We start from the raw sequence: 12,704 nt of genomic DNA on the forward strand, positions 1-12,704 counted from the left end.
GCCATGACAAGCGCACATAGCCACCATCACGCGGGCCACGATCATGCGGGCCACGCGCATGACGGTCACGGGCACAGCCACGCGCCAAAGGAGTTCGGCCGCGCCTTCGCCATCGGCGTGACGCTGAACCTCGGCTTCGTGGTAGTCGAGGGCGCCGCCGGGCTGGCCTCGGGCTCGCTCGCGCTCGTCGCCGATGCCGGCCATAATCTGTCGGATGTGCTGGGCCTGTTGATGGCCTGGGCCGCCTATGCGCTGTCCAAGCGCCCCGCCAGCGCGCGCTACACCTATGGCCTGCGCGGCTCCTCGATTCTCGCGGCTCTGTTCAACGCCATCCTCCTTCTGGTCGCTTGCGGCGCGATCGCGCTCGGCGCGATCCAGCGACTCTTCGAGCCGGAGCCGATCCAGAGCGGGATGATGATGGCGGTGGCTGCGGTCGGCATCGCGATCAACCTCGGTACCGCTTTGCTGTTCCTGCGGGGTGGCGAGGACGACATAAACATCCGGGGCGCTTTCCTGCACATGGCCGCCGACGCGGCGGTCTCCGCCGGCGTCGTGGTGGCGGGCTTCCTCGTCGCGCGGACGGGGGCGCTGTGGATCGATCCGGCGATCAGTATCGTCATCGTTGCGGTCATCGTGGCCGGAACCTGGGGGCTGTTCCGCGACTCACTTGTGATGTCGCTGGCGGGCGTGCCGAGCCGGATCGACCCTGCGAAGGTCTCGGCCCGCCTGGCGACGCTGCCCGGCGTGACCGCGGTCCACCACATCCACATCTGGCCCACGAGCACGACCGAGACCGCGCTGACCGCCCATCTGGTGATGCCGGAACTGATCGAGCAGGATGATTTCCTGCTGTCCACCGCGCGGCTGGTGCGCGACGAATTCGGCATCGGCCATGCGACCTTCCAGATCGAGCGCGGCCGCTGCGCCGATGTGGATTGCGCCGACGGGGCGGGCGGGCACGATTCGCACGACCATCCCGCGCATGGCCACGTTCATGATCACGGCCATCATCACCATTGAGCCGCAAGGCTGCAGCGGCTCGACAAGCGCGAAGATTTCGGTAGGTCGTTGCGCATGACCGAGCCCAAGATCGTCCACCTCATCGCCGCCGCCCGCCCCAATTTCATGAAGGTCGCGCCGCTCTGGCACGCGCTGAAGGCGACCAGCGATTTCAGGCCGGTCATCGTCCACACCGGCCAGCATTATGATGCGGCGATGTCGGACGACATCTTCGCCGATCTGGGCCTGCCGGCGCCCGACCATCATCTCGGCATCGGCTCGGGCAGCCATGCCGAGCAGACCGGGCGGGTGATGATCGCCTACGAGAAGCTTGCGATCGAGGAGCGTCCCGACTGGCTGGTGGTGGTGGGCGACGTCAACTCGACGGCGGCCGCGTCGATGGCGGCGGCGAAGCTGCGCATTCCGATCGTCCATCTGGAGGCGGGCCTGCGCAGCCGCGATCGCGACATGCCCGAGGAGCTCAACCGCCTCGTCACCGACGTGCTCGCCGACGTGCTGTGGACTCCGTCGCCCGACGCCGACCAGAATCTGCGCGACGAGGGCATCCCCGAAAGCCGGATCACGCGCGTGGGCAACATCATGATGGACAGCTATGAGCTGGTCCGCCCCGCCATCCTCGCCGCCGACTATCCCGGCGAGCTCGGCTTCGCGGCGGGCAGCTATGGCGTGGTGACGTTGCACCGGCCCTCGAATGTCGACGTGCCCGAGCAGCTCGACCGGCTGGTCGACGCGCTGATCGCGGTGCAGGCGCATCTACCGCTGATCTTCCCGGTCCACCCGCGCACCCGCCAGCGGCTCGGCGAGGCCGGCGTGGCGAAGCTGGAGGCGGCAGGCCTGACTCTTGTCGGCCCCGCCGCCTATGTCCGCTTCATGAGCCTCGTCGCAGGCGCAGCAGCGGTGATCACCGACAGCGGAGGCATTCAGGAGGAGACGACCTATCTGGGCATTCCCTGCCTGACCCTGCGCGAGAACACTGAGCGCCCGATCACTATCAGCGAGGGCACCGCGCAGCTGGTCAACGCCGAAACCCTGCTAGAACGGCTTCTGGCGGCGCTCGCCCAGCCCCGCCAGGACCGCAAGCGGCCGGATCTGTGGGACGGCCAGACGGCGGAGCGCTGTGTGGAGGATTTGAGGAGGCGGTCGGTTTAGACTTTGTCCATTCCGATCTATCGGAAGTTTAGAGGCGCCTGATCTTTTCTGCCCGATCGAGATGTTGGGGGAGGATGACGTTCCAAGCCAAGCCGACTCGTTCGAGCAAATTGATAAAAGCGTAGCCCAAGTCGGATTGACCAGGGTGGATGCCGATCTTAGCGGATCCAGGATAGGCATGGTGGTTGTTATGCCACGCCTCACCCATGGTCGGGATGGCCGCCCAAGGAATATCGTGAGCCTGCACCCCGGCGTCGACCACGGCCCAGCTTTGCGGGCCCCGTGTATGGGCGAGATGGCCGATGAACCAATGACCCGTTACGGACGTGGCCACGCGAACGCATACGCCCCAGATGACCCAACCCCAGCCGCCGGCGGCGAACAGCAGCGCAGCTATAGGAAGCTGTTGCAACATCCACGTCTGCTCGAGAAGGCGATAGAAGCTATCCTTGCCCATAACGCCTAGGTCGAACCCCGGCGGATTAGTCAGAATTAGCCGGCAATGCAGCTGCCAGACATAGTCGCGCAGCATACCGCCCCGGTGCGCGAGATAGTCATGGCAATCCGGTTGTCGCTGGGCCCAGTCCCTTAAATCGTGCGTCCGCACCATCCAGAATGGGCCGCTCATTCCCACACAGGTGCCGATCCATATGAGGAGCCGTTCCAGCCATAGCGAACAGGCAAAGCTGCGATGTATCAGCCGCCGATGGAAACCCACGCTGTGGCCGAGCAGCAGGGTGGCGCCCGTGGAGCAGAGGAAGACCGCGAACGTATCCCAGGCGAGAAATAACGGGCCAAATATCAGCGATGTGATCAGCATCCCTCCATTCCAAAGGGAGTGGACAGCGTCCCACCGAACGCTGCCCTCGATCGGGTTGCAATCAGGCGTCTCGATAAGCGAGTTGACCCGGCAGCGATCCTGACTCCGGCCGTTCATCGTCTGGATGCCTTAATCCTATAGATAATTAAGCTATTACCTAAATAACTGTTTCTGCTTGTCAAGTGATTAGCTTATTCCTTAATTGGTGCTATGCAGAAGGTCTTCGAAGCACTGGGTTCGGCACCGAGACGGAAAATTCTCGCCTATCTGTCGGAGGCAGAGCTGAATGCGAGCGAGATTGCCGCGCGTTTTTCCATGTCGAAGCCCGCCGTCTCCCAGCACCTCTCCATTCTCGAGAATGCCGGTTTGATCGCCAGCGACAAGCGCGGTCAGTTTGTCTTCTATCGTCTCATACCCGATAATCTGTTCAACACGCTCAATTCCTATGTGCAGGAAGTGTGTCCGGTTTCTCGTCCGTTGAAGCGGGAAAGTGCAGAGCTCGCGGCGCGGGGTAGTGCTGGTGAGACCGAGTCCGATTGAACGCGTGCGTTCCAAAAGTGAGCGGAAGCGCGCGGATGCGTTCCAGGCGCCGCCAGCCGGACCATGTTTGAGCCTTCTCCCTTAAACCCGCCCGGCGGGGTAGGTTCACACCAAGAATGGTTGCAGCACGGGAGAGGCGCCTATGACCATCGAAGACACCATCCATGCTTATTACACCGCCTATAACGCGTGCGACGAGGCGGCGCTCGCCGGCCTTCTCCACCCCGACGTCGTCCTGCGCTCGGCGATGGGGGAGCAGCGGGGGCGGGAGGCGTATCTGGCGACCTATCGCTACATGTTCGGTGCCTTCGTCGATCGGATGACGCCCGAGGCGATCCGGGTCGAGGGGGATGTCGCGGTCGTTGCGATCCACGACAGCCTCACCGCGCGGGCGGATATCGCCGATTTCATGGGGCGCCCGGTTGCGCAGGACGAAGAGATCGTGCTGCGGCTGGAGGGGCGCTATCGGGTCGTGGACGGCCGCATCGTTGCGATCGAGATCGCCCCAGCCGGCTGATCGGGTGCTGGCCAGCCTTTTCCGTTTTCCGGCCACTTCCAGGCGTTCCGAGCCGTGGCGTCGGAGATAGTTTTCCGTGAGGGCTGGTCTTTGGGGAAGAAGCTGCTATACCGGTCTGGCTGAACGTCGCCTGCGACGGATGATGGGCCGCCTTGGCTCCTCCCTTTGTCCCTCTAGCTTCAAGACGCCGGAATGTGCCGCTTTGGCGCATCCCGCAACCGTGGGACAAGGACTATCTCATGATCACTGGCACCGTAAAATTCTTCAACAGCGACAAGGGCTATGGCTTCATCGCGCCGGAAGACGGCTCGGGCGATGCGTTCGTTCATATCTCTGCCGTCGAGCGCGCCGGCATGTCGACGCTCAACAAGGAGCAGCGCGTCTCCTATGAGCTCGAGACCGATCGCCGCGGCAAGACGTCTGCGGTGAACCTTCGGGAAGCCTGAGCCGTGATGGCGGATGCGAAAGCGTCCGCCACCTGCTCCCTCGGGCCTCATCCGGCCGGATAGGCCATGGCGCGGCCGATTGCAGCCGAGCTTGGGCCTGCTGCGTCCCTCCGGCTTCTCCAACCCGCAGCGCCCACGACGCCCGCTCGCCATTGATCCCGGCATGCGCGTTTCCCACACCCGCAGAAAAGGGCTCGCATGGTTGAGCAGGAGCATGATCTGACCGCACAGCAATTGCTGGAGGCCCAGCAAGCGCTCGACGTAGCCGCATTCAACGGGATATTGAGCCTCGCCATCGTCCTGCGAAAGCGGAACCTGCTGAGCGACGCCGAGACCGAAGGGCTGCACGACATCATGAGCAAGCCGCTGTCGCTGCCGGGCAATGCCGACAATCCGGTCGTGCAGGACGCCCAGCAGAATCTCGACCACCTGTTCGCGCTTCTCGTCGGTCGCAGCTGAAAGACGCCCACGTCCGTCGCGACCGCGCGCTAGTTTCCCGCGAGACGTCGGGAAAGCGGACGCTGTTGCCAGTGCGACCGGTGTGCGGCGGCCTGTCACGCAGCCAGTCACGTGGAGAATCGCGATGTTGAAGAAAAGCCCCGCTCTTCTCGAAGTACGGACGGCTGTCCCCGATGACGTCGGCGGCATATTGGCGCTGATCGGCCGCGCCTATCCGGGCTTCGGCAATTACAGCGCCGGTCAGGTCAGCGGACAGATCAACAATTTCCCCGAAGGCCAGTTCGTAGCGGTCCTGGGCGATGAGATCGTCGGATATTGCGCGTCCTCCCGCATCGACGAGGCGATTGCCCTCTCCCCGCACGACTGGGCGACGATCACCGGCAACGGGTTCGGGAGCCGCCACGATGCGACCGGCGACTGGCTTTACGGCATCGAGATGGCGGTCGACGATCGACAACGTGGCTTGCGGATCGGCAAGCGCCTCTATGATGCGCGACGCGTGCTGGCCGAGCGGCTGGAGCTGCGCGGCATCGTGTTCGGCGGGCGCATGCCGGGCTATGCCAAGGTCAAGGCCAGGGTAGACGGTCCGGATGACTATCTTGCTCGCGTGGCGGCCGGCGAGTTCCGCGACCAGGTCATCAGCTTTCAGCTGGGCAATGGTTTTTCACCTATCGGCGTGCTGTCGGGATACCTTCCCTATGACAAGGCGTCCGAAGGGTTCGCCGCGCACATGGTGTGGCGCAATCCCTATGTCGACCCCAACGAGCCGCTCGCATTCCGGGTGCCGCGCGATGTCGAGAGCGTCCGCCTGGCCACGGTGCAGCTTCAGGCGCGTGCGGTGAAGAGCTTCGAAGAATTCATCCAGAATGTCGAATATTTCGTCGACGTTGCCGCCGATTACCGGTCCGATTTCGTGGTGTTTCCCGAGCTGTTCACCATGTCGCTGCTGTCCTTTGCCGAGGAAGAGCTGTCGCCGATGGAGGCGATCGACCGGATGACGGAGCATCGCGAGCCGGTCGTGCGCGAACTGTCCCGGATGGCGGTGCGCTACAACATCAACATCGTCGGCGGTTCACATCCGACCCGAACCGACGACGGCAGCATCCAGAATGTCGCCTATATCTGCCTGCGGGACGGATCGATCCACGCGCAGGAGAAGATCCACCCCACGCCGAACGAGGCCTATTGGTGGAAGATAAAGGGCGGCAGTTCGGTCGACGTGATCCAGACCGATATCGGCCCGATCGGCGTGCTCATCTGCTATGACAGCGAGTTCCCCGAACTTGCCCGTCGGCTGGTGGACGAAGGCGCGCGCATCATCTTCGTGCCGTTCTGCACCGACAACCGGCAGGGCTATATGCGGGTGCGCTATTGCGCGCAGGCCCGCGCGATCGAAAATCAGTGCTTCGTCGTGCTGTCGGGCAATGTCGGCAATCTTCCCGGCGTCGACAATATGGACATCCAATATGCGCAGTCGTGCATCCTCACGCCCTGCGACTTTCCCTTCGCCCGCGACGGTATCGCCGCCGAGGCGAGCGAGAATATCGAAACGGTGACGATCGCCGACGTCAACCTCGCCGACCTGACCTGGGCGCGCGCCGAAGGCACGGTACGGAACCTGGCCGACCGCCGCTTCGACCTCTACCGGATCGACTGGAATCGAAGCCCGCCGCGCGATGTAGCGGCGCCTTCGGACCGGCCGCGCGGCTCGAAAGCGCCGGGCGGCGGCTGACACATCCGGCAAGGACAATCACAGCGTGCTGGAACAGGTGGCTTCCGCAGCATGACATACAAAGCCCACCCATTTGAACGAAGGACAATAAAACGCACATGACTGCATTCCAAAATCCGACTTTTCAGGAGCGCCAACAGGCCGCCGCCCGCGCAAGAATGGAAGCGCTCGCCAAATATCGCGACCGTCCCGTGGTGGATCCGGCGGTGATGGCGGACAGGGCGAAGCGCCGCGCCGAACGCGAAGCGGCTGCAGCGGAAAAGCGGATAGCCATCAGCCGCGCCAAGATCGAAGCAGAAGAGCGCAAGCGCGAGCAGGAACGCGAGGCGCTGGCGGCTGAGCAGGCCGCCGCCGAAGCAAAGGTACAGATGATCGCGCAAGCCAAGGCCGAAGCGACGGCCCGGAACGTCGCGGAACGCAAGATGTGGACCGAAGAGGACCGGAAGGCCGCGCGGGATGCGCGTTATGCCGCTCGGAAGACGCGGCAAGGCAGGCGGTAGCACCAAGCCGCCCGGCTATGAGCGCCGATGTCGGTTCGCGGGCAGCCGGCACGTCGTGATCGAGATCGCGCCGCCGGCTGATCAGGCGCGCGCCAGGCTCTCGTCGAGCAGTCGAAGGGCGCCGGCGGCGAAAGCCAGCATATTGCCGATCCGGTCGGTGCTGCCGGTGCGGACGAATGCCGTTTCCTCGCCATTCGGTCCCACCACCGCCACGCAGCACAGGCCGGCCTCTATTCCATAGGGATGCGGATCGGGGCCGGCCGAACCGGACTCGGCCACGCCCCAATCGGCGCCGAAGCGGGTGCGGATCGCGCGCGCCTGGAGCAGGGCATAGGGCTCCGACACCGCCTTCATCCCGCGCAACTGCTCGCGTTCCAGACCGAGCAGCAGATCGCGCCCCGCCAGCGAATAGATCACGCCGCCGCCGAGATAATAGTTCCGCGCGCCGGGGATGGTCAGCAGGCCGGCCGAGATCAGGCCGCCACTCGCGCCATCGGCGATGGCGACCGTCTGCTCCAGCGCGACCAGCTTGTCCGCGATGCCCCGCGCAATCGGCGCCAGCGCCGCGAAGTCCGTATCCATGATCCTGTCCTCTCCCGTTCGGCGGCCATAGTCGGCGAGGGTGAGGCGGGGGGCAAGGCCGATCGACACCGCCGTCGCGAATATCGCGCCGTCTCTTGAAAGATCGGCGGGATATCCCAACTGTCGGGAGAATATTCACCCGCAGCGCGGTGGCGACTTCGCCAAAGGTCAGGAAGACGGGCCTCCGTCAATCTGGCACGGCTCCTGCAGGGCTGTTGGGCATGGATGCCCCGCGGTGGTGGGGCGCACAGGATCAGGAAGAACGACATGCAGATCGACAAGAATATCGTCCTCTGGCGCCACGACACTTTCCTCGGTGTCTGCCAGGCGATCGGGCAGGATTTCGGCTTCAACCCCGACTGGCTGCGCGTCCTGTTCGGCGGAGCGCTGCTGTTCAACCCGGTGCTGGTGGTCGGCATCTATCTGGGCCTGGCGGTGGTCGTCCTGGCCTCACGCCTGCTGTTCCCCGCGCGTCGATCCGACAGCAGCGTTGCGGTTGCGACTTCCGAGGCAAAAGCCCCCCGCGCCGATAATGACAGCGACATTGCGGAGATCGCCCACGCTGCCTGAGCGGCCGCGCCGATCCCTGCCAATCTTATGCCAATTTTATGGCTGTCAGTCCCCACCTTTGGAGCTATGTGCACCGCAAACAGCGCTAGATCCGGAGGCGGGGCATGACTGTCATCATCAAGGAAGCCGATCTGATCGAGAGCATCGCCGATGCCCTCCAATATATCAGCTACTATCACCCAATGGACTATATCCGGGCGCTCGGCGCGGCCTATGAGGCCGAACAGAGCCCCGCCGCCAAGGATGCCATCGCGCAGATCCTGACCAACAGCCGGATGTGCGCCGAGGGGCACCGCCCGATCTGCCAGGACACCGGCATCGTCACCGTCTTCATCAAATGGGGCCAGCAGTGCCTGCTCGACTCCGAGCACAGCCTGCAGGACGTCGTCGACGAGGGCGTGCGCCGCGCCTATCTCCACCCGGAGAACCGCCTGCGCGCCTCGATCCTGCGCGATCCGGCCTTCAGTCGCGTGAACACCAAGGACAACACCCCGTCGGTGCTGAACGTCGAGATGGTGCCCGGCCACCATGTCGAGGTCGCGGTCGCGGCCAAGGGGGGCGGTTCGGAGAACAAGTCGAAATTCGCCATGCTCAACCCGAGCGAGTCGATCGTCGACTGGGTGCTCGAGATGATCCCGAAAATGGGCGCCGGCTGGTGCCCGCCGGGCATGCTCGGCATCGGCATCGGCGGCACCGCCGAAAAGGCCATGACTATGGCGAAGGAGTCGCTGATGGGCGACATCGACATGGCGCAGCTCAAGCAGCGCGGGCCCCAGAACGACATCGAGAAGCTGCGCATCGAGATCTTCGACAAGGTCAACGCACTGGGCATCGGTGCGCAGGGGCTCGGCGGCCTGTCGACCATCCTCGACGTCAAGATCCTCGACTATCCGACGCATGCCGCGTCGAAGCCGATCGCGATGATCCCGAACTGCGCCGCCACCCGCCACGCGCATTTCCACCTCGATGGATCGGGCCCGGCCTATCTGGAGCCGCCGAGCCTGGAGGAATGGCCGAAGGTCGAATGGACCCCGTCCAAGGAAGCGATCCGCGTCGACCTCGACAGCCTGACGCCCGAGATCGTCGCCAGCTGGAAGCCGGGCGACCGCCTGCTGCTCAACGGCAAGATGCTCACCGGCCGCGACGCCGCGCACAAGCGGATTCAGGACATGCTCGCCAAGGGCGAGGAACTGCCCGTCGATTTCCGTGGCCGCGTCATTTATTATGTCGGTCCGGTCGATCCGGTGGGTGACGAGGTCGTGGGCCCGGCGGGTCCGACCACCGCGACGCGCATGGACAAGTTCACCGACATGATGCTCGACAAGACCGGCCTGATCGCGATGGTCGGCAAGGCCGAGCGCGGTCCGGTCGCGATCGAGGCGATCAAGAACCACAAGGCGGCCTATCTGATGGCTGTCGGCGGAGCGGCCTATCTGGTCGCCCGCGCGATCAAGGGCGCGAAGGTCGTCGGCTTCGCCGATCTCGGCATGGAAGCGATCTACGAGTTCGACGTGAAGGACATGCCCGTCACGGTCGCGGTCGATGCCACGGGCGAGAGCGTCCACCACACTGCGCCGCTGGTGTGGCGCGAGAAGATCGCGCGCGAGAAGCTGCTTGAAAACGCCTGATCAGGCGGGCGCCGGGGCGGGCCTAGCGGCCTTCCTCTGGCGCCGCGCGGGCGGCGGCGACTTCCGCCGTGGTGAAGGCGGTGCCGGGCGCAAGCGGCGCATCGTCCGCCACGCCCGTCACGAAATAGGCGACGCCCCGGTCGCGTTCGCGGTCGATCCACAGCCCTGAACGCAGGCCATAGGCCTCCCCGGCATGGCCTACCCAGGGGCGACCGTCGCCGAACAGGTCGTCTGCGCAACCGGCGGTGGGCGTCGCCAGCGTCTGGCTGGCCAGGCCATAGCGGCAGATCGAGCCTGCGGTCGTCTCTCCGGTGACGCCATTGCCGCCATCATAGGTCCAGAGCGGACGCAGCAGCAGCTCTACCGACGCTGGTTTCAGGAAACGCTGCCGGCCGACGCGTCCGCCGTTCAGCAGCATCTGCCCGATCCGCGCCAGATCGCGAGCCGAGACGCGAAGGCCCCCTTGGGGCGAGAAGATCGCGCCGTTGCGACCAGCCTGCCATAGCGTCAGGTCGCAGCCGCCGTCCCGGGCCGGCACGATCGGGCAGGCGGGGCGGTGGCCACGATCATCGTCGCGCAGGGGCTTACCCGCCGCGTCGTACAGCGTGACCGCCCGGGCGATCGTGCTGTCATCGCAACTGACCCAGTTGAAGCAGGCTTTCAGATTCAGCGGGCGCAGGACGAGGCGCTGCATCAGCCGATCGAAGCGTTCGCCGGTCACGCGCTCCATGACCGAGGCGACCACGGGGGAGTTGATATTGGCGTAGCGGAAATAGGTGCCGGGGCCATGTTGAGCGTCCCAGGCTGCTATTTCTGCGAGGGCCTCGCTCAGCGCCATATCCAGCGGCAGGGCATAGTCGATCCCGTCGGCCAGCGAAGCTTGGTGCGAAAGGAGGAGGCGCAGGCTGATCGGGTGATCGGGGAAGGCGGGGTTGCGCAGCGGCCAGCCGAGATAGATCGACACGTCGGCGTCGAGGTCGAGCCTTCCCTGCTCGACCAGCCGAAGCACGCCGATGGCGACCACCAGCTTGCTGATCGAGGCGATGCGGACCGGATCGTCGGCGGTTACGCGGCGGCCGCTCCGACGGTCGGCCAGGCCGCGGCTTGTGGGTGCCGCAAGCGCGTCCTTCGTGAAGGCTAGGCGAATTGCGGCGAAGTCCATAGGTTCGGCGGCGAGCGGGGCCGCCAGCAGCGATCCGGCGACTATCAGCAGGCGGGCGGCGATGCGCATCGCCCGATCATGGAAGGGTTATCGTGTGCAGGCAATGCGTCGTTTCGCACGCTGGATCGGATGGGCGCTGCTCGCGCTGATCCTGCTCGGCACGCTGTTCTGGCTGACGCGCGGCTATTGGCTCGACCGCATTTATTATCGCGGACCCGTCACCGCGCATTATGACGGGCAGCGTTTCCGCAACCCGACGGGTGATGGCGATCAGGTCAGTCCGTTCAAGGTCGGAATCGACCGGCTGTGGCGGACGGCGACCGGGCAGCGCGGCGATGCCTGGCCCGAGAGCATCCCCGTGACGCCATCGCTGCCGCCGGCGCGTGTCGGGGGGCAGGCCATCCGCGCGACCTGGGTCGGCCATGCGACGGTGCTGATCCAGACGCAGGGGCTCAATATCCTGACCGACCCGATCTGGTCGGACGTCGCCGGCCCCTGGAATCGCGTGGGCCCGCAGCGGGTGCGCGCGCCGGGCGTGCGGTTCGAGGATCTGCCGCGCATCGACCTCGTCCTCGTCAGCCACAACCATTATGACCATATGGACCTGCCGACGTTGCAGCGCCTGTGGCAGCGCGACCGTCCGCTGATCGTCACCGGGCTGGGCAATGACGCGATCCTGCGCGACGCCGGCATAGCCGCACAGGCGCGCGACTGGGGCGGGCGCATCGCGGTTCGTCCCGGCGTGTCGGTGATCGTCGAGCGGGTCCAGCACTGGAGCTCGCGCTGGGGCGAGGATCGCAATCGCGCGCTGTGGAGCGGCTTCACCGTCGCACTGCCGGGCGGCAACATCTTTTTCGCGGGAGATACCGGATGGGGCGACGGCAGCTGGCCGCGCGCTGCGGCGCGCCACGGGCCCTTCCGTCTCGCCGTGCTGCCGATCGGTGCCTATCACCCGCGCGAGGTCTTCGGGCGCAGCCATATCGATCCGGCCGAGGCTCTGCGCGTGCTGGGCTTGCTCGGCGCGCCCAGGGCGCTCGGCATCCACTGGGGAACCTTCCACCTGACCGACGAGGGCCCCGACGTCCCGCCGCGCGAACTGCTGGCACAAACGAAAGCGGCCGGCGTCGCCGCCGGCCGCTTCGTGACTGTCCAGCCCGGCGAGGCGATCGAGATCGCCGGCCGGTAAGGGCGCTTACTTGAGCTTGCGGACCTCGGCGGCGGTCAGCGAGGTCGTCACGCCATTGTCGGCCTTGGTGAGCGTGCCGATTGCCAGCGTGGCCATCTTCGCATCGTTGATGACGACGATCGCGGCGGGGGCGCCATCGGCACCCTTCTTGACCTCATAGACGCGGCCGAGCTTCTTGCCGTCGGAGCTGGTGACCAGCATACCGTTCTTGACGGTGAGAGCTTCCTGCGCGAGCGCGGCGCCCGAAAGGCCGAGCGAGGAGACGAGGGCGGCGGCGATGATGATGGAACGCATCGGTGCAAACTCCGTTATGAAATGCCCGAGGCGATGCATCTGCCGATCCGTTCGGCGCACCGCTATTGGGCCACTATCGTCGCTTAGAGCCGGGAAATC

At 65.3% G+C, this 12,704-nt stretch carries 15 protein-coding genes; 11 read left to right on the forward strand and 4 right to left on the reverse strand.

Annotated elements, in window-relative coordinates:
* The first annotated feature begins 3 nt into the window (after window positions 1-3).
* Both G6P88_RS19570 and wecB read left to right on the forward strand, forming a co-directional pair.
* Entirely contained in the window at window positions 4-1,020 is a 1,017-nt protein-coding gene (locus G6P88_RS19570) for a cation diffusion facilitator family transporter (protein ID WP_165324692.1), read from the forward strand.
* 54 nt (window positions 1,021-1,074) lie between these two features.
* Window positions 1,075-2,169 (forward strand): non-hydrolyzing UDP-N-acetylglucosamine 2-epimerase, encoded by a 1,095-nt coding sequence (wecB, locus tag G6P88_RS19575; RefSeq protein ID WP_165324693.1) that lies wholly within the window; start codon window positions 1,075-1,077, stop codon window positions 2,167-2,169.
* Between the two features lie 28 nt (window positions 2,170-2,197).
* Here wecB and G6P88_RS19580 read toward each other — a convergent pair whose 3' ends face one another.
* Complete coding sequence (locus G6P88_RS19580) at window positions 2,198-2,989, reverse strand: acyl-CoA desaturase (RefSeq protein ID WP_226946651.1); 792 nt, start codon at window positions 2,987-2,989, stop codon at window positions 2,198-2,200.
* Window positions 2,990-3,199: 210 nt separating this feature from the next.
* On the opposite strand from G6P88_RS19580, the gene G6P88_RS19585 reads away from it, so the two are divergent.
* The 6 genes from G6P88_RS19585 (at window position 3,200) to G6P88_RS19610 (ending at window position 7,183) form a co-directional block, all read left to right on the forward strand.
* Window positions 3,200-3,529 (forward strand): metalloregulator ArsR/SmtB family transcription factor, encoded by a 330-nt coding sequence (locus G6P88_RS19585; protein WP_165324695.1) that lies wholly within the window; start codon window positions 3,200-3,202, stop codon window positions 3,527-3,529.
* 142 nt (window positions 3,530-3,671) lie between these two features.
* The gene (locus tag G6P88_RS19590) at window positions 3,672-4,046 is read left to right on the forward strand and encodes a nuclear transport factor 2 family protein (RefSeq protein WP_165324696.1); all 375 of its coding nucleotides are present in this window, start codon (window positions 3,672-3,674) and stop codon (window positions 4,044-4,046) included.
* A gap of 239 nt (window positions 4,047-4,285) precedes the next feature.
* Window positions 4,286-4,492, forward strand: a complete 207-nt coding sequence (locus G6P88_RS19595; RefSeq protein ID WP_165324697.1) for a cold-shock protein — start codon at window positions 4,286-4,288, stop codon at window positions 4,490-4,492.
* A gap of 198 nt (window positions 4,493-4,690) precedes the next feature.
* Entirely contained in the window at window positions 4,691-4,951 is a 261-nt protein-coding gene (locus tag G6P88_RS19600; RefSeq protein ID WP_165324698.1) for a hypothetical protein, read from the forward strand.
* A 124-nt stretch (window positions 4,952-5,075) separates the two neighbouring features.
* Window positions 5,076-6,683, forward strand: a complete 1,608-nt coding sequence (locus tag G6P88_RS19605; RefSeq protein WP_165324699.1) for a carbon-nitrogen hydrolase family protein — start codon at window positions 5,076-5,078, stop codon at window positions 6,681-6,683.
* Window positions 6,684-6,781: 98 nt separating this feature from the next.
* Complete coding sequence (locus tag G6P88_RS19610; protein WP_165324700.1) at window positions 6,782-7,183, forward strand: DUF6481 family protein; 402 nt, start codon at window positions 6,782-6,784, stop codon at window positions 7,181-7,183.
* 81 nt (window positions 7,184-7,264) lie between these two features.
* On the opposite strand, the gene G6P88_RS19615 is transcribed toward G6P88_RS19610, so the two are convergent.
* Entirely contained in the window at window positions 7,265-7,765 is a 501-nt protein-coding gene (locus G6P88_RS19615) for a CinA family protein (protein ID WP_165325313.1), read from the reverse strand.
* A gap of 267 nt (window positions 7,766-8,032) precedes the next feature.
* Between G6P88_RS19615 and G6P88_RS19620 the strand changes: the two genes are divergently transcribed.
* Both G6P88_RS19620 and G6P88_RS19625 read left to right on the forward strand, forming a co-directional pair.
* The gene (locus G6P88_RS19620; protein WP_165324701.1) at window positions 8,033-8,335 is read left to right on the forward strand and encodes a PspC domain-containing protein; all 303 of its coding nucleotides are present in this window, start codon (window positions 8,033-8,035) and stop codon (window positions 8,333-8,335) included.
* 104 nt (window positions 8,336-8,439) lie between these two features.
* The gene (locus tag G6P88_RS19625; protein WP_165324702.1) at window positions 8,440-9,963 is read left to right on the forward strand and encodes a fumarate hydratase; all 1,524 of its coding nucleotides are present in this window, start codon (window positions 8,440-8,442) and stop codon (window positions 9,961-9,963) included.
* 22 nt (window positions 9,964-9,985) lie between these two features.
* Here G6P88_RS19625 and G6P88_RS19630 read toward each other — a convergent pair whose 3' ends face one another.
* Window positions 9,986-11,194: a serine hydrolase domain-containing protein gene (locus G6P88_RS19630; RefSeq protein ID WP_165324703.1), complete on the reverse strand. Its 1,209-nt coding sequence runs from the start codon at window positions 11,192-11,194 to the stop codon at window positions 9,986-9,988.
* 34 nt (window positions 11,195-11,228) lie between these two features.
* Here G6P88_RS19630 and G6P88_RS19635 point away from each other — a divergent pair, with 34 nt between their 5' ends.
* Window positions 11,229-12,311, forward strand: coding sequence for an MBL fold metallo-hydrolase (locus G6P88_RS19635; RefSeq protein ID WP_165324704.1), 1,083 nt, complete (start codon window positions 11,229-11,231; stop codon window positions 12,309-12,311).
* Between the two features lie 6 nt (window positions 12,312-12,317).
* Here G6P88_RS19635 and G6P88_RS19640 read toward each other — a convergent pair whose 3' ends face one another.
* Window positions 12,318-12,605 (reverse strand): hypothetical protein, encoded by a 288-nt coding sequence (locus G6P88_RS19640; RefSeq protein ID WP_165324705.1) that lies wholly within the window; start codon window positions 12,603-12,605, stop codon window positions 12,318-12,320.
* Between the last annotated feature and the right edge of the window lie 99 nt (window positions 12,606-12,704).

It is taken from the genome of Rhizorhabdus phycosphaerae (assembly GCF_011044255.1).
Classification (GTDB): Bacteria; Pseudomonadota; Alphaproteobacteria; order Sphingomonadales; family Sphingomonadaceae; genus Rhizorhabdus; species Rhizorhabdus phycosphaerae.